The sequence below is a fragment of the Roseburia inulinivorans DSM 16841 genome (genome assembly GCF_000174195.1).
Classification (GTDB): domain Bacteria; phylum Bacillota; class Clostridia; order Lachnospirales; family Lachnospiraceae; genus Roseburia; species Roseburia inulinivorans.
In genome coordinates this window covers 26,074-51,068 of record NZ_ACFY01000021.1, presented here as the reverse complement: position 1 = coordinate 51,068, position 24,995 = coordinate 26,074, and the positions used below count along the sequence as shown (strand labels likewise).

The window sequence follows — 24,995 nt, the reverse complement described above, 5'->3', positions numbered from 1 at the left end:
GCTCTCCCTCTGCTATGCGCTGTCAGCGTTTTATGATCGCAAAATCCGGGAAATCAAACTCTCCACTGATTTTATTCGCACCTTCTGCCTTTTCAATTCGATATCGCATCTTTTTTCTGGAGCCATACAGTCTGACATAGATCAGCCTGATAAAATCATCCATTGTTTCCATCGGAAGCTCAGACGCATAGATTTTTGCCCTGTCTCCTAATTGTTCTTCTACAAACCGCTCTATCCGTTCCGGACTTAAAATGCGCTGCATCTTCTCCGCCATCTTCCGGAGCTTTTCCTGCCGGAGTTCCACATCCGGCATTACTTCTATCAGCTCCTGAGGATGAAACTCTTTCTTTCCCTCGATCGGACTGTAAAATGATTTCTCATCAATAAAACTGCTCCCGAACAGTCTCACCAGATTATCCAGATACTCGATCTCATAGATTCCATTCAGATCCAGCTGGCTCTGTTCCATCTGCTCTCCAATATATAAGAGAATCTCTTTCATCTGTCCTCTGACATCTTCCGTTCCTGCCAGCAAAAACTTTGCACGGTTTACTGCTGCTCTCTGGTATTGTGTGTTTTTCCAATTGATCTCTGCCAGAATATCATCCATATTCCGGAACGCTTCCACAATCTCATGCAATGTCTGATATACCAGTTCTTCTGCCTGCCCGACCGGTATCTCCCGGATCGCTGCCAACTCTTCCGACGTCTTTGTGATATAACGTGAACTATGCCCATTTGCTTCCAGCCGCTCTATAATCTCCGGCCGGAACTTTGACACATTGTCTGAAGTCAGTAATCTGTGGTAAGCTTTATCTACAATATTCGTAATATAATCATTAAACAGCGCATTCATAATCTCCGCTACGGTCTTATGCTTTGTCAGTTCATCAATGTAATGCTTGATATTTGAATTGAGATTCTTTAATCCTGTAATCAGCATATCCGTATTATCCCGGATCTGTTGCAGCACAACCGCCGGATGATCCGTATTGGTCCGCACAAGGCTGTAAATGGTATAAATATAGCCCTGATATTCTACCTTTCGTCCGTCTGAAATCTCAAGAAGCGTTTTCATGACTTTTACGGCATAATCATAAAAATTGACTCTCTGCACATAACTCTTATCCGTCTCAACCTCAAGCCAGCCATACTTCTCCAATAAGCGCAGCATCTCATTTGCCTTTTTTCTGGAATCCATGCCATTTATGTCATCTTCCTCAAATTCCGCTGCCTGATTCTGTTCAAAATAAAACTGTAATTCATCCACAAGGATTTCTCTCTCGATCCCAAAGGAAAGCTGTGCACTCATTGCCTGAAACAACCGGCACAGACAGTCCCAATATACAAGTCTATTCGGCGATGCCAGCGGTGTGAAAAATTCTTTTGGAATAATACCAAATAATGGATTGGTCTGCTGTGCCTGTACGTCATCCATATCTGAATCTCCTGTCCTTCCCTCTATTATGCCATGGTGATCCGCTCAATTTTGCAGGAATGTTTTTTATAATCGTCCTTCTTTAACTCTTTGCTCTCATAATTGATCCCAACAAGTATCACTTCGCCCCTGTAATCCTTCAGGCTTTCGACATACTGTTTTCTTTTGATCTGTGTGATTGCTGCTTCCGCTGTCTGATTCCATTTCAGCTCTACAACGATTGCCGGTGTCTGTGTCGTTTTTCTTGGAACAAACACCATATCTGCAAATCCTTTTCCTCCGGCAAGTTCCCGGTATACTACATAATTCTTCTTCGCTGAATAATACGCAAGTGCGATCACACATGCCAATGAATTTTCATCATTATAGGCAAGTATGGATGTATTCTCCTGATGTGCATTCTCTATCATCCGGGCAACCGTTTCTTCCTCACCGCGGATTGTGGCTGCAAGCAGCTCTTCGGATTTCCGGATTGCGTCCATAACCGGTTCCCAGCCACCATCTTCAATACAATTAATAAATTCCTTCTGTACTTCCTGATTCGGGATATGAACGGTACATGTATCAAAATCATAAGTCAGATATCCCAGATGTACCAGAAGTGTCAAGACATCATCTGCACTTGCAAATGTAGTCATATCATTCTGAAATTTATCTGGATTTATCTCAATAGAACTTCCCGCAATCAGTCTCGTTACAAGTTCTTTCAAATTATACATATCCATCTGGATATACTTTTTTAATGCCTCATAAGTCTCTGTTTTGGTCCAATAGCTGTCAAAATCATGTCCTGAAAGTGACATTACGACTGATCTCGGATTATAAATCTGTATCCCTTTTAAATCATAACCGTCATACCACTGTTTCATTTTATCATATGACATGTCATACTGCGGGCACAATTCCTGCACTTCCTGCTCCGTAAATCCTGTAAATTCTGCCAGCTCACGCTGATTGGTCATGGAATATTCATCAAACATATTAAGGGCAGAATGTTCTCCATATTTTTTAATCGGAAGGATTCCGGTCATATAAGCCAAAATGCAATAAGGCTGGTTCTTTAACAAATCTCTCAGGAAATTCAGATACAATTTTTGTGCTTCTGTATCTTCCCCTTTTACACGGAAAATGCAATCCCACTCATCAATAATAAAAACAAAAAAGCTGTGTGTCTGTGCATAAATCTCTTCTATCACAGACACTAAGTCTTCTTCGTAGTACGTCACATCTGCAAATTCCCGCTTCAATTCGCGTGTTACTTTTCGTGAAAGCAATTCCAACATCTCATGTATTGTCTCTGTCCGCCCCAAAAACTGCTGGATGTTTAAATGAATGACATTATATTTATTTAAATGTTCTTTAAAACTGCTGTCATCTGCTATTTTAAAATTTTCAAACAATTCCTTCGAATCGCAGCCTTTGCTGTAATATGCCACCAGCATATTGGCTGCCATTGATTTTCCAAAACGCCGTGGTCTGCTGACACAGATGTTTTTATGTTCACCAAAAAGTTGTGAATTTGTAAATTTAATCATCTCAGTTTTATCAACATATATTTTAGAATGAATCGCTGCATTTCGAAATTCTTCATTCCCCGGATTCAAATAAAGTCCCATTTTGACCTCCTTTGCTGTGACGATCAGTCCACGATCAACACTGTCTTTCCTTCAAATGCAAAGCCGTACTCTTTAATCTGATCTTCTGTAATTCCTTTCATTTTCAGTTCTTCGCTGTATTTTCTTTCCCGAATCTGTGTGATCGCAGACTGCGCTGTCTCTTCCAGACTTTTTTCTTTTCTTGTGCTGCGCACTTTAAATTCCAGAATCACTGCGTTATCCTTTCCCGGGTTCTTTGGTTCAAGCATGACATCATATCTTCCAAAACCACTTTCCCGGTTCGATTTCAGATAATATCTGTCCTGCAGATCAACAAGCAATCCTAACACAAATCCATGATAAAACCGTTCCGGTTCTGCTCCCGATGCTCTGTCTCCGGTATCAAAATAACTGAATGTCTGCAAGGCCACCCGGTTCATATATTCATTCATCGCATCCACATCACCGGCAAACATTGCTTTAATAAAGTCGTTGTAATCCGGTCTCGCCATTGCGAACCAGTCATGAATCATTCGATGGAACATCAGTTTCACTTCCAGATTCGTAAGTGCCAGCTGATACTTTGGCTCAGTTCCCTCCGGAATATCCTTGTACTTTTCATAAGAGAGGACTTTTAAGTAACCACTTGCCAGCAGAAGGCTCCACACTGCCTGCTCATTACCGTTGAGCTGATCATAAACAATCTGTTCATCAATTTCTGACCATATACACTCTCCGCAAAGCAGCTTTTCGAATTTACTCTTGATATTGCGGTTTCCCTCACGGACTAATTTTGCCACCAGACTGTTTGCACTTGTATTTGCCCAATATGTTGTGTACTGCTGTGAATCAAGATAATTTAAAATTGACCACGGATTATAAATATCTTTATATTCCCCGAAAATAAAACCATCATACCATCTTTTCACTTCGCTCTTTTCACTGTCTAATCCGCACTTTCCCAATGCTTCAAAGACCTCTGGCTCTGTGAAACCAAATGTTGTGGCATATTCATCAGATGTCGTTGTAACTACTTTCAGATTATTCAAATCGGAAAAAATGGACTCCTTGCTCACCCGTGTGATGCCTGTCATAATGCCACGTTCCAATGCCGGATTTGTCTTGAAAGTTGAATTAAAAAGACTTCTTGTAAATGTCACCAGTTCATCCCAGTAACCATCTACAAAAGCTTCCTGCATTGGAGTATCATATTCATCCAATAAAATGATCACTTTTTTCCCATAATATTTATATAAAAATCCTGATAAATAGTTTAACGAAAGCGTAGCATCTACATAGTCCATATGATTCATGATTTTCTTATACAGATTCACTTCTTCCTTAATCAAAGCATTGCTCTCTGTTATAAAATCAAATTTGAAATATAATTGTGCAATAAGGTCGCAGATTTTCTTTTGTGTCAATTCATAGGTTGGTTCTTTTATATTTGCAAATGAAAGACTAATGACCGGATACGTTCCCTGCAAATTGCGGTATTTCTCGTCATTCCAGATTTCCAGCTCCTCAAACAGATCAGATCGTCCCGCATATTCCATTGAGAAAAACTGCTCCGTCATGCTCATGGTCAACGTCTTTCCAAAACGTCTTGGTCTCGTGATCAGTGTAACACTGTCACCACTATCCCACCATTCCTTCAAAAAGGCTGTTTTATCCACATAAAAATAATGGTTTTCTATCAATGTTGAAAAATCCTGCACTCCAATCGCAACATTCACTGACATATTCTGCCTCCTTTTTGCTATCTTTGAAGAAAGCCTTTAGACTTATTATAATCTAAAGGCCTTGTGATCATCCTATGATATTTACTTTAAAACAATCGAAAGGCTCTCGCATATGCCATATGAAATGAATATTCGCCGCCCTTCTTTACTTCAGGCTGCATGTTTGCATAATTACGTTCCTTATATGACCAAAACATTTTATTCTTCCGCTTGCCATTTGGCAAAGTTTCATATATTTTATAACAAATGATATTCGTATCATATAAAAGCTGTAAGGCTTCACTCGCAGTCTCCATAAACGGTGGAATCTTCCGTCCTAATTCTCTTAAATACTTTATATATTCTAAATGTTTTTCCTCAAAAAATTTATAATTGAAATTTCTATGCCCCTGAAAATAATCAAAGAATATACTAAAATTATTATAATCTGAATCATCCATATAAATTAACATATAATCTTTCAATTCGCCTTTTAAATACGTCGAATAATTGGATAAAATACCTTCAAAATCAGAATGTTTAAACTGCGTACCACTTGTTGCATCAACCATCTCGTTTAACATGGTTAAAATATCTCTTGGTTTGTATAAGGAATACCTCAAGAATTCAACAAACGGATTATCTGGTGCTTTCCATTTTTCCTGATATTCCACCTTGTATGGAAAATAATAATTCCAGCATTCTCCCAGTTCATATGAATAATCCTGCTGCTTCATAAAATAATCGTCTGCAATCTTAAATAACTTTGAATCAATATATTTGCGATAAGAAGTTACCCAATTTAACAACACCGAATTATTTCTAAGCTTCTGATTCATATTATGAACTGGCATTTTATACATAATGTCCGGTCGGATCAGCAACATAATTTTGATCTGTTTCTCTTTCAGGAATGATTGATTCATTTCTAAAACTGCATTTACCAGTCCAACCAAACACTCAAAATACTGCTCATTATCAATATCTCTTGGTCTTGCATCAATGCCATCCACAAACAAAATCGTTGGTTTTTTCAAATTAACACTCATAAATGCTTTTTCAAAACCATCTCTTATCTTCAAAAGACTAATCTGAAAACTCTGTTCCACATACTTCTGGGACGTTTCCGCAGATGCCTTAGTTCCAGTTGAAAACAGCCCCTGTTTCATCATCGAATTAATAGATGCAGAGGCATTGTCAACAAATTCAAAGGCATTCACAAATTCCGGTTTAAAAGCATCACTATAAAAAACATCTATTGCCTTCGATAATTGTTTATACTTAATGCTGCTGAAAAAAGTCTCACCATATTCTTTTCTGATCTTTTCTGCAAGAATCAAATAAATCAAATTAATCCATACATCTTTGAAACTTGAAAGTTCCAATGCTTTCTGTCTTTTCATATTAAGAAATCTCTGATACAGCGTATTTTCCACAAGTGAAATGGAACAAAAACTATTTATCTTATCAGATTTCGACATATACACCGAATATGCTGTTTTTCCAGATCCTTTTTCTCCAATCAAAAAATATTTATCCGGTTTGCAAATTTCTTCTACAATATCGTCTACCAAAAATATTTTTTCAAACAGATCTGTATCTTCATTTCCGGCAATGTAGTAATCGTATGCATCACCTTTTACCTGTTGTAATTCCTGAATTTTTTTCATAGTATTTCTTTCTGGCAAATCAAAACTCCTCCAACATAAAACTGTCGTTACTCCATACCTTTTTAGTTAATTATCGTTTATAGTAGTATAACCCATCTTATTCGCAAATGAAATAGTTCCCATAAAAACTTTATATTTTTCCTAAAATGAATTTTCTCATATATTGGAAATTTTGATTGACGTATCTTCTGTTCTTATGTATAATAAATCAAGCCGACAAACAAGAGAATCAATTCCTTGTTCGGTGTATATAATAATTAAGAGAACATAGAACATTAAATGTTCTTTAACATGAAAGAGAAAAGCTAGCGATGTTCTTGGTTATACCAGGAAAGGTTCACTAGCTTTTCTTTCATTAGAATTATGCTCTTGAATGTATATCGCCAGTTTTCCTTCCGCTGGAATATTTTGTCCTTTAACATATTTGAACACTGGAAGAAGTCTTGTTCTTACAACACCTTCATCGAATATTATTGATTTCTTCTTGCACATGAACAATCTCTAAGCCAAGCATTCACCTTTATATCTCATAATCAGCATATTCCGTCAACCCACTTATAATTTTAAGTAACTCTATCAACGGCGAACCGTCTCGCCCTTGTATAAATTTATTATATCTAGGTCTATCACACATGTTCAATCCAATCATGAGTGGTACAATACATAAAAAGCAAAATTGTCTACCTGTTCCATCTGAAAATGCGAATAACCATTGGTCATGTTCCTTATGCGTTGGTTTATATGCAACAGTCTTTGCCACTCTATAAAACTTTGCAATTTCTCTCAGTCCCATATTGAACATCTCTACAACTTGCTTACATACACTTTCATATACCCACGAACCATTTTCCAAACCTATGCCATCATAAAATCTACGCATATCCGGTTTAGGCAATTCTATTCTAAAATCAAAAAATCTTTCCAAATATCTGCATGCATCAAAGTCATTACCATAAAATTTACGTATCGTATGTTGCAATTCATCCATGTTGAGAGAAAATATGAACGTTATTCTTTCATTCCCAAAATAATGTTTTATTCGCTCAAGCAGGTGAATAGCATAATCCGGCTTACATCTATCCAATTCATCTATAAAGACAACCATTCTATTGCCTCGTTCCGGCAATATAGATTCAAAAAACGCAGCTATCTTCGATTCCAAATCTTTTGCTTTTTTTATGTTTTCCAATGGAGGTGTTCCCCTCAATGAATCCAAAACGCCTTTTACTGTTCTGCCTGTAAAACAATCCAATACATTTCCTGCTAAATCCAATATTCCTCTTTCATTTTCCAGACTTGTCAGCCCATCAATTTCCTGCAAAATCGCCAATACCAAGGAAAGTACTGGATCCTCATCATTGTCATTCATCCACGCATCATAATATACTGTTACGAACGGTTGTATTTCTATCTCCTGTTTTTTCTTAGTTTTTCCCATGTTTTTTTATTTCTTCTCTATGTTCAATATTCTCATAATATGGGTTAAACGCTTCCAGTACCAACTTCGTTTGTTTTACAAAGAAAGTTTTTCCTTCACCCCATCTAGCATTAAGTGCAATTACATTTCCACTATCCAAAGAATTTAAAAATGATACAAATGAAAACACATCTGCATCTCTACCAATTGCATCATCGATAAATGTTGTATATATATTTTCTTCCGTTGCTAATAAATCAAGTGCCTTCATTCTTTCCTCCTGCTGTATTACTTAATTTAAGAAGTGCCGGTTACTGGAAGAAATCCATGTAATACATGGAAATGTAATATACCCCATACTGTTCATGAATATGTGAGATATCCTCCTCGCCTGCTGAATAACTTTTATAGTTCCAAAATTGCTCTATCTCTTTTTTGTCTTATTTTTGCAAAAATTCAATTCTCGAAGCAAGGTATTTATTAATTGGTTGATTTGCTGTAATCTTAGAAATATTTTGAGCCACTATAAGAAACAATGACTTTCTAGAATTATAATTCGTATTTGAATGATTTATTTTTTCTGTAAGTGCCAAAACGGAATCTGTTGAAGCAAACATATCAAATAGCTCTGTACAGTCACTGTTATCATTTAAATATTTCTGAAAATAATAATTAAACAACAGAACTGCCCTCATCCGAACAACAAAATCCCTTCAACCTTTCCTCCGCCGGTCCATACTCGCCACACATCTCATAATATTGCTTTGCTTTATCTGTCATTCCAAGGCACTCATAAATCACACCTATATTATAAAATGCCATATATGAGTTTGCACCAACATTTCTGCTCTCTTTATACTTTGTCGCCTTCAAGAAGGCTGCAACCGCCTCCCCAAATCTGGCATTATTCATATAGATAAGTCCCATAAGGAATTGAAAATCCGCTGTATTTCCAAATTCATTCTGTATACTTTCAAAGAAAAGTGTATCAGAAGCCTGTCCATTGTTAATCAATGCATATCCATATGTTTCTACCATATCAATTACATATTCCAGTTTTGGGTTTAGATCAAAAGATAATGCACAGGAAAAATAGACACACGCCTCTGCATAATTTCCTGCCATATAATATCCTTTTCCCAACTGATACAGAATATATGGCAATTGCTCCTCATGCTGTAACGTGTCTGATAAATCATCTCCTGCTTCAATTATTGATAAAATCTTATTCACGCATTGATTCTCATCATACTCTGATTCAACTGGTACAAATGTCTTATTCGCATTATCAGACAAATCTGCTTTTTGTAAAAAAGCTATTAGCAGGCGCTGTAATTCCTGCCTTAATAATATAATGTTACGCTCTGCCTTTTGTTTGCGTTCTCCTTCTGGCAAATCATAACCAGTATGTAAAATCACTACCGGTGTCTGATACGTCTTGTAAGCTTCGCCATTTATAGCGGTTACCTGCTCATGAATGCAACCTTCATAATGAAATAATTCTTTTGAAAAAATCCGATTAATCCACTCCGTATTTTCCTGTTGGATGCCATTCCGCTCAAATACATTTCTTCTGAAAATACGTCCTACCTGATATGGATGTTTCTGCAACTCTTCCTGCAATTTTTGAATATCCAAGCTTTCGATAAATTCATCACTGTCTAACACCATGACATATGAATTTGTTGCTTTGGAAATTGCAAAATTCTTAGCTGCTGCGAAATCATTTATCCATGGAAAATCATATACTCTATCTGTATATTGGGATGCAATCGCCTTTGTATTGTCTGTTGAGCCTGTATCTACGACAATGATTTCTGGCATATATGGTGTCAGACATTTCAAGCAATGTTCTATATTGTTCTGCTCGTTTTTTACAATTATGCAAACTGATATGTTCATATATATTTCCTTTATATCTTATTCATAAATAGCTAATCATTAAAATCAGGAAATAATGCTTTACTTGCAATTAAGACATAAATCCCACTCAACCTCACCGGTTAAAATACTATCCTCGAATTCTTTAATTTGTCCATAAGCAGGCTTTTTCCGCTCAACCTCATCCGTTAAAATGCTTTCCTTGAATTCATTAGACTTTAGTTTTTCCTTTTCCTCACTTAATACATTAGGAGCATATATTCTTTGCACATGTATCCAATCAATTCCTTGTATATCTATTTTAATCATTTGAATTTTTTTATAATCTGCTAAATCCTTAAGTTTTTTCTTTTCGATTGAAACAATCAAACGACATTCTTGTTCATAATCCCATGCCTTGCTTTTATGAACGAACGAATAATTCTCATTATTAAAAATATTACTCTCCGTCCCAATGCTCCATATATCTCCCACAGGTCTTCTGACTATAAAATCATTATTCTTCTTTTCAACATAAACAACATCTATTAACTGTATTTTGAATTTATCTTTTCCCAAAGTCTTTAATGAAACAAATGCTCCTTCTTCAAAATATCCAACCTCTATCTGTTTAGTATTATTAAAAATTTCTAGCATAGCAAATTTGTCAAACTCTATCATAGCTCCTCTATGCTTCATTCCACCATACAACATCCACATAGCTACACTTTCTGAAGTGGAATAAGAGAAACAACGTCCAAAATTCAGCATTGTCAGTTTATCATTATTAAAGTTTTCTCTATCAACTTTATCATTCCAGTTATATCCACTTGATAAATATAATGCTTTATTTTCTATAATTGAATTCACTATATCAATCGTACTATACATTTTGTAAGAACGATGATTACATCCCTTTTCTCGTAAATAAGGTAAAAATTTTTCATCAATTTGAAGATACTTCTTCTTTTTCATAATCTAACTCCCTTCTCCATTCCGTTCTATAAAACATTTTTCGTGCTTCAATGAAAATTTTGCCTCTAAAGCTATATTTCCAATATACTCTAACAGCATTCATCATTTTTTTGGCAATATGCTACTGGCAAAGGTTTAGCACATACAAGTTCATAAATTTGCCGGCATTTTTGTGCATTCTTTTCTGCTCCAGCTTCTAGATAAATACTTTCTAACCCCTGCATTACAATTGCCTTATCCACAACAGCATGGAGTACAATTTCCACTAAAGCCTCACATGAAATTTCTTCACATAACGCTGCACTTCTAAGTTCTGCATAACTTTCTTTTTCAAATCCAAGTTCCATTCGACGCAGCAAAAAACGTACCGTATTGTACTTTTCATAGATACTCTGAAAATTTGAACACCCTGTAAAAAAACTAATTTTTTCTTCCGATGCTAGTTCCTTTTCATGAATGTCTATTAATATACCACACACATTCATTAAAATATTGTTCATTATTCACACAAACAATAAAAGCTATCTTTTTTTCATTCACCACATTATACCCTACTGATATCTACCAAAGTTCTTTTCACCATTCAATAATTTCAACAAATCATAATATCCCAATTGTCCATTTGCAATTCCATTAACTCTTGAATAAAATTCACCCTCCCACATTGCATCAAGGCATTTTAAGCTAATTGCATTTTCAAACTTTGTTTCAAATGGAACAAAAATTATTTTTTGCTTAAATGGCAACTCACTAAATTTCTCTGCAATTTCTTCACTTTCAGTCCACATTTCCACAAAAAGTGAATTGAAATTTATACGCTGTTTTCTTATCTTCCATTTTTCTTTTGCATCTTCAAATGTTTGATAATGATTAAAATGTAGTTTTACATCTCCAAGTAATCCAATTGGATACTCTCTTTTTAAATTTGGTTCATAAGCACTGCCATAATAGCTAACATCTAAACTCATGTACTCTTCAAAATTTCCTAAAAGTTTGATATAGTCTGTTCCTTCTATAAACATATTAATAAAAGGTGATAAAAATTCTGCTCGCAACATATGATATGTAAAACCTGCCCAGCAATGATTTGATAAAATACTTACTTTTTGATTCATTAACTCTACATATTTTTCAAAATCAAATTCTGGTATCAAAAATATATTCACAGAAAATACTTTTTCTCCATTAATCCCTATACGCATTAGAAGATGTTTCATTTGTTCAAAATTTGCTTCTTGTCCTGCAATCAAGATATAATCCCATTCTTTTTTTAATGCAGCTTCTAATGAGAATAGCGGATACCCATCCATATAACTGGCAAATGGGGATTGCACACCGACACCTAAAATCTTTATCTTTCCTAATAATTCCTGATATTTTATTGCATTTAATGTATTCTCATAGGCTGCTCCCATATAAATAATAACCGCTTTGTACATTTCTCTCCTCTTCTGTTATAATTTCGTAGATATTCCAATTGCTTTATTAATTAACGTAGTTGCTTTTTTAGCACCAACCGCACTTAAATGATCCATATCATTAAAATCATCTATGCCCCAACACTTACATTCATTTAAATCTAGCACTTGTATTTTCCCTTTTATATCTGAGAGTGCATTATAAAAATTATCAATCATTTGTTTGTCTATGTAATTCCAATATTCTTTTGTTACCGGAAAAATACATATATATAATTTAACAAAATTTTTTTCACAGCAGCTTGCCAATTGGCTCAATAACTGAGTATTTTCTATATAACTTTCATAATATCTAATTTTTTTGTTATGTAATTCTGCCCTCTTTTTTCCCGCCTCCTCCCTCTCTACTGCTAATAATTCATTCCATTCCTTCGTTTTATCATCCCACATTATAGTTTTCCATTTTTTCCGTTCGTGGAGCACAGAAAAATACTCTCCAAATATTGTATTATAAATCTGATTTGAGAAATAACTTAAAATGCTCGGTATATTCCATATTACACTTTGTTTTGTTTCTATTTGTGGCGGAAGAATAATTGCATTGTGTTCATCTCCAAATATCGGTTTATATACATTCGATATCCTCGACAATTCATCTTCATTCTCTGTTTTTGATAAGTCTGAATAAAAAGAATAATATCCTAGTCCAATTATAATATTTTTAATTGAATACTGTGTTCTTCTTTTACATTCTTCTATAATTTTCAAAGCATAGTACAAATCCTGCGACGGTAATGCCAAATTCTTTGTATGCTCACTCTCTATTTTATCATCATAACCAAAGCATGCATAGGAAGATCCTACTACCAAAGTGTCATAATTTCCTCTCTCCCAGTCTTTTAATGCATTTTGCAGATAATAATAATCATAATTTTTTATCCAATTTTCTATTGCATAAGTTTCAAAATAAGAAAATATATCCTTCCACTGATATTTGATTGTACTGTTTCCGTTCAATATTTCAATTTCATTTGTTTTTAGTGTCTCATTATATTCTACACAAATTTCTGGTTGTAAAAATATCTTTAAAAATGAATTTTGTTCAAATGTAGGATTTATTTTACATTTCCACACTATATTTATCCTCCATTATTTTCTCACACTACTTTCTTTTAGAAGTTCCAATTGATACCTTCCTTTTCCAATCTGCATTTCCTGTTCATAAAACATTTTATTGGTATACCCATATTTTTCACACAGAACCTTATAATAATCTGGATTTTCAAACACATCATAAAAATACAATGCTGCTGCACTTTGTATTGCCATAACTGGAGACATACATAACACAAAAAATTTTTCGCAAATTATTTCTTCCCTACTCGCAGCCTTAGGATTTATTAACATAGTCCGAAACGCTTCTTTAAAATACTCATCACTCATTTCTTTCATGATTTTGTACCAAATATACTCGTTTTCCATATCTGTTCTAATACAATTTACAGCTGTAAAAGCACTTACATTCTGATTGTTTTTATGATGGCAAAATTTCACAAGTGGTTCCTCAATAATATGAATTTCCCAATTTTGAATCAATTTCACCCACATATAAAAATCCGGAAGTTGTCTGAAAACACTAATGTTTTTTTTACACAAAAATTGGTATACTTCTGTTCTGATTAGTATGGATGGATGTGCTAGACAATTCCCATTTTTCCAAAAATGAAACATCCACTCCTCTTTTGATCTATTCTTTACTCTAAATATTTGAATATCTGTTAATTTTCCCTCTTCGTCAATTTCATCACACCAGGTAAAGCATGCCCCACACTCCGGGTGTTGTTCCATGTAATCTATTTGTCTTTCTAATTTCTGTTGTTCCCAAAAATCATCCGAACTAATTATTGCAGTATATTCTGTATCCGCTTGTAAAATAAACTCTCTTCCCCTTCCATGTCCGGAATTTTTATCATATAAATGAATCTCATCTATACTATTTTCATATTTCATAAGTATTTCTGCTGTATGATCTGTAGATGCATCATCAGCGACAATAAATTTATAATTTTTATATGTCTGATTTAAAACACTTCTAATGGCGCTTTCAATATAATCTTCGTGATTATATGCGGACATTATAATTGTGACTTTCTTATCCACACTATTTTCCTCCCAAAATAAAATTTCCCTTGTTATACATCAGTTACAAATTTAATTCCATTGTATTCCAATTATCTGCAATTTCCGTAATGCAAAATCCATTTTTTTCATAAAAATGGATGGCACTGAAATTATTATTATGCACTTTTAATAATATTTTTTTACATTTCTTTTTTCGACTATGCTCAATAACATTATTTAACATAAAAGTTCCAATACCTGTATGTAAAAATTCTCGTTTTACTGCAATTGAAGATATAAAGGCATCTTGTAAATTACAATAAATAGAACACGATGCAATATCACATGCATCCTTTACTATAAATATAGTATCTGCATTAAACGACAATTTACAAGCATATCCATCTATATCAACGCGGTTTGTCAATGTCGGAATTATTATATCATCGACCTCTCTTAAAAAAGTCCTAATTCTCTTATTGTACTCAATTCCGTTACACCATTCATATAAAAAAGCATTTTCAAACATATTTTTTTATATCCTCATAAATTAAATCCGCGCATTGTTTGATTTGTGGTATCGTTTTTTCCAATTTCTTTTTAATTTGTTCTAAATTATTGTAACACTCAGTAACAGTTTGAATTAATCCTTCTAAATCTCCCGGCACACATACATATTTATCCATGTTAAGTAACGACGAAAAGCCATACATTTTGTCACTATATATAACCCGCCTATCATATTCAATATATACTGTTGGAATACATTGGCTTGTTGCTGCAACCGAAGCATGTACTCTACCGGTAATTAACATATCTAATTTACCAATAAGTGCCTTTATATCACATGGAAGCAATGGTTCATCAACCAATGCAACATGTTTTCTGTAATTTTCATCTTTTTCTATTAGTAACTCATAAAACTCTTTTAATATTATATAATCTCGACCATTTTTTAATTTAAAGTTTGGTGGCAAATCGAATCCGTTTGTATGTGAAAAAATAACAATATCTAAATTAAGATTTTGTATTATATATTTTGCTAATTCCAAAAAAACTTTATATTGTTCAGGATCTCTCGGCCACATATCGTATGGTCCAACCGGCATATTGAAACCACCAAAAGTTATACCAACAACCTTTCTTTTGTTTTTATGTGCATTTTCAATATACTCCGTCCATTTTGACTGATATGCCAAATTAGCCTCAAATAAAAAAGAAGGACATGGCGCCCACACAACCTTTTTTGTTGGAAAGCCCCACTTTTCGAGATTATGTTTTGATAGCTTTTCTCTTATTACCACTAAGTCAAATTGTTTAAATACTTCTAATGCAAGGTTTCTATCATCCACCTTGTCAAATGGACCTGGTGTTACAGCATATAATATTGTCTTTATGCCAAGCAACTGAGCAGCTTTCATTTTCAGACAATCAACCAAAAATCTCTGCTGCCCTACATGTTCCGCATTATCCCCCCACATATCTCCTGATACGTTTATGAGCAGATCACACTCCAATACAATTTCATCATACTTTGATAAAGTTATATCGCCCCCATTGCGATACTGTCTTGCTTTTTCAACATCATAATAGGCATTTTCTACGTCTTTTTCCAAATCCCAATTATAATATATTTCCATTGGGAGGACTTGTACTTTTTCGCATTTTACAAATTCTTCTGTCATCTGAAATGTCGTTATTATCTCATAATCCGGAAAATGTTTATGCAACAGTCGGAATAATGGTTCAACAATATAGTAATTTCCTATATTACCATATTCCAATCTTCCCCAATGTAACGTACATAAGCCTGTAACCAAAATTTTCTTCATAAATTTTTCACCTATTATCTGCTTTCCAATTGTTGCGCAGGAGCAACTCTCTCAACATCATTGCATAACCCAACACAATGTGCACATGATGTACTGCTTTTTTGTTCATACATTTCCATCAATATTTTTCTTTTTTCTTCTATGCTAAGAGTTGCATCCATTAACGGAACGTACTCACCTATTCTTTTAGGAATTATCCCCTGCTTCATCCTCCAAAAAGATCTGGAGCAGCAATGCAATTCTCCGTTATTAATAACAAAATATTTTCCTACTCGATGAATACACTTTTGTGCATTATTGTCTCGCTCTTTGAGGTTATTCCATTTTAATGAATGATCTGTAAAGTCTATCCAACCATCATAATATAAATTATTTCCAAAAAACCTTGATATTCTGTATGGTATTCCTCTTTCCTTTATTGCACATTCTATAGCATCTATTTTTGTTGATAATTGTGGTCCATAATTACTTAGAACAATTTTTGTTTTTTCTTTATTTCTTTCAAATAAGTCCAATAATTCCGTAGGAATTTCAATTGTTGCATTTGTTACAAAATCAATCGACTGAAATACTTGATTTTTATACTTATATACTTCTTTTAATATCTTACAAACATCTTTATTAAGTAATGGTTCTCCTCCCGTAACTGTAAAATGCTCTACAGAATCTACCACTTTAAAATAATTGTCTAATATTGAACAAGCCTCCTCATATTTCAGATTCGAAGGATCTTTGTAATATGGAATAAATGCAAGACAATTTTTACATTTAAGATTACAAAAGGTTGAAATACTTAGTACTGTTCTTTTTATATCCGTTCTCATTCAAATTCTTACCTTTCTATTTTATACTTACATAACATCTCATTTATCTCATTACAACTGCAAAACATCATGACATCAATCATAGACAATGCGGGTATAAAAACTTCTCTGTTTTGTCTATATGGAATAATTTCCTGAACTAAAAACTGCAGATCAACATCATTTATCTGATATTTTTCTCTATTAAAAAAAGACATTCCTCCTGGAGGATTTATATATGTATTATAGCCTAATTCTTTCGTTATATATAACGCCCATTCATCCGGTTCTTTAACCTCAGGCAAGGCTAAATTCATTTTCGAAAAAATATCATATTTTATATCAATATCTAGATACTCACATGTTTTTACTATACTTTTAATTGCCAAATCAGATATCAACATTGTGTCTGTATTAAATATACCTTTTACCAAATCTATTACTCTACCATAATTAGGTGCTTTTTTATAAATATTTAATTGACCTAATGTCTTCATTTTCCAATCATAATTATTTGAAACAATTATTTTATTAATCGGTGTATTTCTGTCTGCTTTCTGAATCGGAACTGTAAAATAAGTTATATCACCATTCGCACTTAATATTCTGTTTCTATTTATCCATCCTTTTCTAATGTATTGAGGTGTATCAAAAAACACAAAAAAATCTGTATTTTTTATAAGCGAAAAGTATCCAATATACGGAAACAAATACGGTTGCATTATTGCAATTTTCATAGAATGTTTTCCTTCCCTAATTTGCAGTTTTTATAATATCACATATATTTTTTATATCTAACAAGCTTAAATCTGCATACATTGGTACTACTAATACCTTTCCTGCTATCGCTCTGGCATTATCTAATTTCTGTTTTTCATAACAATTATTAAAACATGCTGCATCCGCAGTAATGGGATAAAAATACTTTCTGCAATTGATATTATTTTTTTTCAAATAATCATATAATTGGTTCCTCGTCAAACTAAATTCATCGCCAATTATAATTGGAAAATATGCATAATTACATGTTGCAGAAGCGTTTTTATGAAATAATTCTATTCCTTTTATATTTTGAAACTGCTCCAAATAATATTCATAACATATTTTTCTTGCTTGTAACGTTTCATTAATATGTTTTAGATTGCACAACCCCATAATTGCACAAAATTCGTTCATCTTAGCATTTGCTCCAACATCAACTACTAATTCTTCCCCACGAATGCCAAAATTTTTTAGATCATATAATTTTTTATACATAGCATGATCAGAAAAAGTAACTGCTCCCCCTTCTACCGTATTAAATACTTTTGTCGCATGAAAACTAAATATGGAAGCATCCCCGTAACTTCCAATACCTTTTCCTCTATACTTTACTCCAAATGCATGAGCAGCATCATATATTACTTTCAGATTATATTTATCTGCTATCTTCTGTATTTCCTCTATATTACATACATTTCCATATACATGAACCGGTATAATTGCTACTGTTTTTTCTGTTATCAATGCTTCTATTTTCGATTCATCAATCGTTCCATCTGATATTTTTATATCACAAAAGACAGGCTTTAATCGATTTCTTACAATTGCATGTGTCGTTGATATAAATGTAAATGGCGTAGTTATAACTTCAGCCCCTTCTGGAAAATCAAATGCTTGTATTGCAAGTTCCAATGCCATATGTCCATTTACCATTAATGAAAGTTCTGAAACATCTAAATATTCTTTAAGTTGTTCTTCCAACTGCTTATGATACATTCCCATATTGGTAATCCAATGCGTATCCCATAATGGCTTTATTGCCTCTATATATTCCTCATAGGGAGGCATAGAAGATCGTGTAACTAATATTTTTTCATCCATTTATTTTTTCTCCAAACATTTTCTATGATATCCAGTCCAGCAAAACCTAGTATTTTGTTAAACACATCATATATCAATCTCCCCATATCAGTTATCTAATTAATCCTATCCATTCAATCCTTATAGAACAGTAACGCTCAATAAGCCATGAAACAAATAATTACCTTTGCAACAGCCTTTTTCCCCAAGTTAAACTTAATAAAAAAGGCAATAATGTCATTTCATTTTTTTCAAGAACAGCGTATGTAGTTTCTAAATTCTTGTTTTCATAAGAATGTTCATAAACGCGTGCCGTTTTTGAATAAATCTCTATAATATCCGAAAAAGTTAATTTCCCTTTGCTGCCACTATAGACAAATGCTTCAAAACAATTCTGCAAATAAAAAAGTGCGAAAAATTGTACCATAAATCTATACGGCTGCTTCTTCTGGAAGAAATCCATGTAATACATGGAAATGTAATAAACCCCATACTGTTCATAAATATGTTCGATATCAACCTCGTCTATTGCAAAATTTTTATAATTCGTATTAGAATGATTCAGAATTCAAAATCAATCAAAAGTTTTTACAAGGTTTCATGATCTCAACAAATTCCTGTTTTCTCTGCAAAATTCATCTATGGTTCCATTGAAACTAACTGATTTTATTTTAATTCAAACATAAATATGCTATATGCTCTAATACTATATTCGTACACTCTTTTTGTACATCTGGCGCATTTACACTCTTTCCATCCTTATCTGTAAGGTATGTAACATATTCAACCAATTTAAACCTACCATCATATCTGGCTTCATTAGGATTACAAAAGTAAAATCTATAATTTTCATTTACCAACGCTGCCCGATAGTAATCATTTGGGTGTAAGCTTTCTGTAAGTGTCCATTTTCTTCCTTGCCCTCCAAATATTTTTGGAAGTCTTCCTGATACATTATTTTCGTTATAGTTTATTCCTGCTAGTTTACACATAATCGCTGTATAGTCTAGCAATGACATTATCTCATTTGTTTGACCAATATGCTGTCCATCCCTAAACATATAGGCAATATTACTTCTCTCTGGTCCTAAAAATTGCCCACCATCAGGTATCAAATATCCCTGACCATGATCGGAAAATAGTGAAATTATTATTTCATCATCTTCATAAGTATCTTCTAAAAATTGAAATAACATACCTAAATATCTATCTATATATGTCATCATTTTTTCGTATTGATGTTGTTTTGAACTATCATACGATTGTTTTACAGATGTCGTTCCACCTTGTTTAACATCTCTGTCTTTTACATTTAAACTCGTCGCTACGCTTGTTGGAAGTATTAACTCATCTACAACATCATGTAAATCACCAATGGTCATCCAAACAAATTGATTTACCTCTTTCAATGCATCTATCTCATCTATGACATTCCCTATCATTTTTTCTGCCGAAAATCCTACATGTTGAAGCTGATAAATAAATCGATCACACCCCCTTATATATCCATATGATGGAATTATACGACGATCCCCTGAAAAAATACTTGTATGGTATCCTTCCTGATGAAAGTATTCCATTAATGTTTTTACATCATCTGGAAGTTTCCAGTCGATTTCATTATGAAACATCATATGCTGTACCGTCGATAACCCCGACATTGCTCCCGCTATACTCGGATATGTCCATTCTCCAGAACTATACGCCTGTGTACATATCAAGCCTTTTTCAAAATATCTTGCTGTATTTGGCATAAGTTCTACAAATCTTCCATTATTTAACAATACCTGTGCTAATCCATCCACAAAAATACTTAAAATAAGTTTCTTTTTTTCCTTGTCTTTTCTTATCGGTATTGGCTCACCATAATAACATTTATCTGAAGATACAATCGAACTTCCCCCACATACTCGATAATAATAGAAATTCTTAGCCTGACGTTGCAAACACTTTACATCCTCATGTTGTTCATGATGTATCAGATGCAATGTATTTACTTTTTCCACAGCTATTGGAACAATCCACTCTTCTGGTTCCTTTGGCAATTGTAAATGTGTATCTTCTAATACTGTTCTAATTTCTGTTTTTAACTCAATTGCCGTTTTATTATTTAATGCATTAATAATATAATTAGGTACCTGATATACCCCAATATATTTTTTTTCATATTCAAAATAATAATCTCCTATTATATTTTGAAAAGAACAGAATCTAAGCTCTTTATAGCCAAATTGATTTGCCTCACATCCAAGCATATTGGGAATTGCTTCTTCAATTAATAATTTTCTTTCTTTTTCTGGCAATAATTCAATTGACTTCTCCAAATGTTTCAATACTGTTTGCATTGATTTTTCACATATCGGTACTATATCCTTTTCCTCTGCATAACCAGCTAAAAACTTAGTAATAGAATAATGCCTATATGCTTCTAAATATTTTGACTGCATTTCGCATATTTTTGCCAAATTGAAATGAACAATAATTAAATACGGATTTCTTCTTAATGCAACTTTTGCAATATTGTAGGCATCCTCTAATTTATTTCCCTGAACAAGCAATTCTATTTCCATTGCATATACATCTACATCTTCAGGAAATTCATTTCTATAATTCGATATATATTGTTCTTTTTCATCATACGAAACTGCCTTTTCAAAAAGTACGTTCCACACCAATTGTTTTGCAATTTTTTCCATTATAACGTTCCCTCATTTGCAATCCTATAAAAAATAAAATTTATTACTCATTCTTTGTACATTCACAAACCTGTTGTATCACATAATCCTGTTCTTCCATTGTAAGTGTCGGATATAACGGTAAACTGATAATATGTGAGTAAATCTCCTCTGCATTCCTACAATGAACATCTTTATATCCATGTTCCTGATAATAAGGGTGCATATAAACAGGAATATAATGTACATTCACTGCAATTCCGTGTTCTCTTAATGCCTCAAATACTTTTCTTCTGTCACAGTTTGTTACCTGTACAATATAAAGGTGCCAGCCGCTCTCTGTCTCCGGCAGCTGATATGGTGTGATAATATTTTCGCAATCAGCAAACGCTTCATTATAGCGCGCTACGATTTCTTTTCTACGTTCCAAAAATCTGTCCAGTTTTTTCATCTGGCTGCAACCTAACGCACACTGAATATCTGTAATGCGGTAGTTGTATCCCAAATCTAACTGCTGATAGAACCATGGACCATCATTTCGTGTCATCAGATTTTCGTCACGAGTAATGCCATGACTGCGGAATAACATCATTTTCTGGTAAAATTCTTTATTATCTGTGACGATCATTCCACCTTCCCCTGTTGTGATCGGTTTTACCGGGTGGAAGCTGAACGTTGTCATATCCGACAAAGTTCCTACTTTTTTCCCTTTATATACAGAACCAAGTGCATGTGCACCATCCTCAATGACAATCAAATCATGTTCTTTTGCTATTTTATGAATCTCGTCCATATCGCAAGGCTGTCCTGCAAGATGAACTGCAATAATTGCTTTTGTCTTATTGGTAATTTTTCTGCGGATATCTTCCGGGTCTATATTATAGGTTTTTGGATTGACATCAGCAAATACCGGTGTTCCGCCACAATATAAAACACAGTTTGCTGAAGCTGCAAACGTTAACGGGGTTGTAATTACTTCATCCCCCGCCTGAATCCCTGCTGCAAAACATGCCGCATGAAGTGCCGATGTTCCGTTTGAAATCGCCACCGCATATTTCGCCCCGACATAATCCGCAACCATTTTTTCAAATTCTGCTATCTTTGGACCAGTTGTAAGATAATCCGATCTTAAAACATCTACAACTGCCTGTATATCATCCTCTTCAATTGTCTGTCTTCCGTATGGTATCATTATTTTTCCTCCTATGTTCAAAATATAAGCAACCTTTTTACATCTATATCCATTTGTTTCTGATATGATTTACAATCTATATTTATTATAATTTATCATCACAAGAAATCAATCATGACATTGCAATATCCATCTGTCTACGCTATTATATTATCATCAATTTTTTAGAGGTAAATATCATTGTCAAAAAAAGTAAGTGTTATTATTCCATGCTTCAATGCAACAAAATGGCTTCCAAAATGTTTCTTATCCCTAGTACAACAAACAATAGGAATAGAAAATATAGAATTAATTTTCGTAGATGATGCTTCTACGGATAACGGTGAAACCTGGAATATGCTTCAAGAATTTGAATGTGCCTACCCAGAAAGTATCCTCATACTAAAACTAGAAGAAAATATGAGACAGGGAGGTGCCAGAAATATAGCTTTACAATACGCAACTGGAGAATACATAGCATTTGTCGATTCCGACGATTTTGTCACATCCGATTTCCTTCAAGTAGTATATAAAGCAGCCCTTGAATATAATGCCGATTTTGTTCAGTTTGAATATTGTTATTACACTGAAAATTTAGGAGCTGTTTCTTCCAATCGTACCATCTCGCCCGAAGTCATAAATATTACTTCATCCATTGAACGTAAACAATTATTAGTTTCTGAAAAAATTACTTATGGCTGTTGGAACAAATTATACCGGCGCAGCTTAATTGAGCTTGCAAATGTTTCTTATGCAGAACATACAATCTATGAAGAACCTTTGTTTGTATATCCGCTTCTATTTTACGCAAACAAAATAATTATACTGGATAATGTACTTTATTTTTACAGACAAAACAATACAGGTACAATGCGACATGATATGGAACAGGAGAACACTTTAAAAATGCATGCAAATGTCCAACTTGCTGTTTGGAACTTTATGAAAAGAACTCCCTTTTTCCGTGAATACTATGAAGAAATCAAATTATATTTTCTTCATACATATCTTTATGAAACAATATATTTTGGCAAACTTCGTAATTTTAAAATATCGCTTTCTTTTTTCAAGCAATTAGAGGCTACTGTACTAAAAGAAGTTTCTGATTATAATATTTCAATCTACAGTGATTTAATTCCGATGCAAATGAAATTATATAAAAAGCTTGGACATGACATAGATAAATTTTGGTTAGATAATTACATTGAGCAATTATAATTGCTCAATGTAATTATTTTTGACAATACGCAATCGGTATCGACTTATCTTTTAGCAGTTTTTCAACTTTCTCACATTTTTTATAATAATCTGTCTGTCCATTTCTATTATATATATCACCTATTTTTTTTATCACATTGCCTTTGTCAACCACTGCCCTTGATATAATTTCCATTAATGCATCGTATGAAATCTCATTTGCCTTTATTGCAGAAATCAACTCAAAATACGTATCTTCCTCCATGTTTAATTCCATACGTCTTAAAAGGAAACGAACCGCCGTATATTTTGTATACATGCCTTCGTAATTCTTACAATTACTAAAAAAATTATTTGTTCTTTCCTTTTCATATATATTTTTCCAAATTTTTAGCATTTCCAAAGAACTGTTTTTTCTTCCCGCTTTCTCATAAGAATCTATAATTGGAATAACCTGCTCCCAATTTTTATCTTCAATCATTTTTTTTACCTGCTCTGCAAGAAGTTCACTCAATTCATTCCACTCTCTGTCATATGTAAATTCAAACCCGTTGTCTGCATATAAATACTGTGGATACTCTTTTTTACATTTTTTTCGCTCTTCATCATAATAAGTCAGCTTCGCAAATCCGCTATCATGAATCACCCAGGGTGTTTTCTGATAGGGAACTAAAACCTGGTATCCAGCTTTGCGCATCTCAAATGATTGTGATACATCATAAAAATCAAAATGTGTAAATAAATCTTCTCTCCATGTAATATCATATTGTGTTGCCATCAAAAGTCCATCTACTGCTTCCACAATCACATCTTTCTTTGGCATATTCTGCTGTCCTTCCAGATAATATGCCATATCCGGATCCCTGCAATCCACCATTCCGATATCCCATGCACGATAAATCACTCCCGTTTCAGGCATACATGTTCCACCTATCATTCCTATCATTCCGACTTTCAAATTCTGTTTAAAAATTTTAATTATATTTTCAATAAATTGTACATTTCGTATCATTACATCCTGATGCATATAAACTTTATATTTAGCATCGCTATTATTCATGCCTGCATTATATGCAGCACACATAGAATCAGCTTCACGAATTGCAATAATATCTATATCATATCCAGCCGGTACAGAAAGCCTGTGAATATAAAAACAACATTCTTCAAAATACTGTTCATTATTTACTGCAATTATAAAAGCAATCTTTTTATCATTCATTTGTTTTTACTTATTTCCCTTTTTCCAATATATTTTTA

General features: G+C 33.5%; 23 protein-coding genes. 1 reads left to right on the top strand and 22 read right to left on the bottom strand.

Annotated features, from left to right (window positions below; all coding sequences use genetic code 11):
* Positions 1-22: 22 nt before the first annotated feature.
* From ROSEINA2194_RS01895 to pseC, 21 genes are all read right to left on the bottom strand, one after another.
* Positions 23-1,438, bottom strand: coding sequence for a Wadjet anti-phage system protein JetA family protein (locus ROSEINA2194_RS01895; protein WP_007882729.1), 1,416 nt, complete (start codon positions 1,436-1,438; stop codon positions 23-25).
* A gap of 26 nt (positions 1,439-1,464) precedes the next feature.
* A complete protein-coding gene (locus tag ROSEINA2194_RS01890) occupies positions 1,465-3,054 on the bottom strand; it encodes an AAA family ATPase (protein ID WP_007882728.1) in 1,590 nt (529 codons plus the stop codon).
* A 23-nt stretch (positions 3,055-3,077) separates the two neighbouring features.
* Positions 3,078-4,775: an AAA family ATPase gene (locus ROSEINA2194_RS01885; protein ID WP_007882727.1), complete on the bottom strand. Its 1,698-nt coding sequence runs from the start codon at positions 4,773-4,775 to the stop codon at positions 3,078-3,080.
* Between the two features lie 86 nt (positions 4,776-4,861).
* Positions 4,862-6,442, bottom strand: coding sequence for a P-loop ATPase, Sll1717 family (locus ROSEINA2194_RS01880; RefSeq protein ID WP_044926916.1), 1,581 nt, complete (start codon positions 6,440-6,442; stop codon positions 4,862-4,864).
* Between the two features lie 303 nt (positions 6,443-6,745).
* On the bottom strand, positions 6,746-6,916 hold the full coding sequence (locus tag ROSEINA2194_RS20805; protein WP_007882724.1) for a hypothetical protein: 171 nt from the start codon (positions 6,914-6,916) through the stop codon (positions 6,746-6,748).
* 28 nt (positions 6,917-6,944) lie between these two features.
* Positions 6,945-7,862 carry a KAP family P-loop NTPase fold protein gene (locus ROSEINA2194_RS01875; RefSeq protein ID WP_007882722.1) on the bottom strand — a complete coding sequence of 306 codons (918 nt, stop codon included), beginning with the start codon at positions 7,860-7,862 and terminating at the stop codon, positions 6,945-6,947.
* Positions 7,849-8,112, bottom strand: coding sequence for a hypothetical protein (locus ROSEINA2194_RS01870; protein WP_007882721.1), 264 nt, complete (start codon positions 8,110-8,112; stop codon positions 7,849-7,851). The genes ROSEINA2194_RS01875 and ROSEINA2194_RS01870 overlap by 14 nt, the downstream gene beginning before the upstream one ends.
* 401 nt (positions 8,113-8,513) lie before the next feature.
* Positions 8,514-9,743, bottom strand: a complete 1,230-nt coding sequence (locus ROSEINA2194_RS01860) for a glycosyltransferase family 2 protein (RefSeq protein ID WP_044926913.1) — start codon at positions 9,741-9,743, stop codon at positions 8,514-8,516.
* Between the two features lie 60 nt (positions 9,744-9,803).
* Positions 9,804-10,676 carry a DUF2971 domain-containing protein gene (locus ROSEINA2194_RS01855; RefSeq protein ID WP_007882710.1) on the bottom strand — a complete coding sequence of 291 codons (873 nt, stop codon included), beginning with the start codon at positions 10,674-10,676 and terminating at the stop codon, positions 9,804-9,806.
* An 89-nt stretch (positions 10,677-10,765) separates the two neighbouring features.
* Positions 10,766-11,176: a hypothetical protein gene (locus tag ROSEINA2194_RS01850; RefSeq protein ID WP_007882709.1), complete on the bottom strand. Its 411-nt coding sequence runs from the start codon at positions 11,174-11,176 to the stop codon at positions 10,766-10,768.
* Between the two features lie 51 nt (positions 11,177-11,227).
* The gene (locus ROSEINA2194_RS01845; RefSeq protein WP_007882708.1) at positions 11,228-12,115 is read right to left on the bottom strand and encodes a DUF1919 domain-containing protein; all 888 of its coding nucleotides are present in this window, start codon (positions 12,113-12,115) and stop codon (positions 11,228-11,230) included.
* A 15-nt stretch (positions 12,116-12,130) separates the two neighbouring features.
* The gene (locus tag ROSEINA2194_RS01840) at positions 12,131-13,228 is read right to left on the bottom strand and encodes a hypothetical protein (protein ID WP_007882707.1); all 1,098 of its coding nucleotides are present in this window, start codon (positions 13,226-13,228) and stop codon (positions 12,131-12,133) included.
* Between the two features lie 15 nt (positions 13,229-13,243).
* The gene (locus ROSEINA2194_RS01835; protein WP_007882706.1) at positions 13,244-14,254 is read right to left on the bottom strand and encodes a glycosyltransferase family A protein; all 1,011 of its coding nucleotides are present in this window, start codon (positions 14,252-14,254) and stop codon (positions 13,244-13,246) included.
* A 43-nt stretch (positions 14,255-14,297) separates the two neighbouring features.
* On the bottom strand, positions 14,298-14,744 hold the full coding sequence (locus ROSEINA2194_RS19525) for a GNAT family N-acetyltransferase (RefSeq protein ID WP_007882705.1): 447 nt from the start codon (positions 14,742-14,744) through the stop codon (positions 14,298-14,300).
* Entirely contained in the window at positions 14,737-16,047 is a 1,311-nt protein-coding gene (locus ROSEINA2194_RS01825) for a polysaccharide pyruvyl transferase family protein (RefSeq protein WP_007882704.1), read from the bottom strand. The genes ROSEINA2194_RS19525 and ROSEINA2194_RS01825 overlap by 8 nt, the downstream gene beginning before the upstream one ends.
* Positions 16,048-16,061: 14 nt before the next feature.
* On the bottom strand, positions 16,062-16,871 hold the full coding sequence (locus ROSEINA2194_RS01820) for a radical SAM protein (protein ID WP_007882703.1): 810 nt from the start codon (positions 16,869-16,871) through the stop codon (positions 16,062-16,064).
* Positions 16,872-16,879: 8 nt separating this feature from the next.
* Complete coding sequence (locus tag ROSEINA2194_RS01815) at positions 16,880-17,587, bottom strand: WbqC family protein (RefSeq protein WP_007882702.1); 708 nt, start codon at positions 17,585-17,587, stop codon at positions 16,880-16,882.
* Positions 17,588-17,603: 16 nt separating this feature from the next.
* On the bottom strand, positions 17,604-18,713 hold the full coding sequence (locus ROSEINA2194_RS01810; RefSeq protein ID WP_007882700.1) for a DegT/DnrJ/EryC1/StrS family aminotransferase: 1,110 nt from the start codon (positions 18,711-18,713) through the stop codon (positions 17,604-17,606).
* 160 nt (positions 18,714-18,873) lie between these two features.
* Complete coding sequence (locus ROSEINA2194_RS23995) at positions 18,874-19,257, bottom strand: hypothetical protein (RefSeq protein WP_500138184.1); 384 nt, start codon at positions 19,255-19,257, stop codon at positions 18,874-18,876.
* 106 nt (positions 19,258-19,363) lie between these two features.
* Positions 19,364-21,388, bottom strand: a complete 2,025-nt coding sequence (locus ROSEINA2194_RS01800; protein WP_007882696.1) for a sulfatase-like hydrolase/transferase — start codon at positions 21,386-21,388, stop codon at positions 19,364-19,366.
* 43 nt (positions 21,389-21,431) lie between these two features.
* Positions 21,432-22,559, bottom strand: coding sequence for a UDP-4-amino-4,6-dideoxy-N-acetyl-beta-L-altrosamine transaminase (gene pseC, locus ROSEINA2194_RS01795; RefSeq protein ID WP_007882694.1), 1,128 nt, complete (start codon positions 22,557-22,559; stop codon positions 21,432-21,434).
* Between the two features lie 180 nt (positions 22,560-22,739).
* On the opposite strand from pseC, the gene ROSEINA2194_RS01790 reads away from it, so the two are divergent.
* Positions 22,740-23,756, top strand: coding sequence for a glycosyltransferase family 2 protein (locus tag ROSEINA2194_RS01790; protein WP_007882692.1), 1,017 nt, complete (start codon positions 22,740-22,742; stop codon positions 23,754-23,756).
* Between the two features lie 13 nt (positions 23,757-23,769).
* On the opposite strand, the gene ROSEINA2194_RS01785 is transcribed toward ROSEINA2194_RS01790, so the two are convergent.
* Positions 23,770-24,957 carry a glycosyltransferase family protein gene (locus ROSEINA2194_RS01785; RefSeq protein WP_007882689.1) on the bottom strand — a complete coding sequence of 396 codons (1,188 nt, stop codon included), beginning with the start codon at positions 24,955-24,957 and terminating at the stop codon, positions 23,770-23,772.
* Positions 24,958-24,995: the final 38 nt, after the last annotated feature.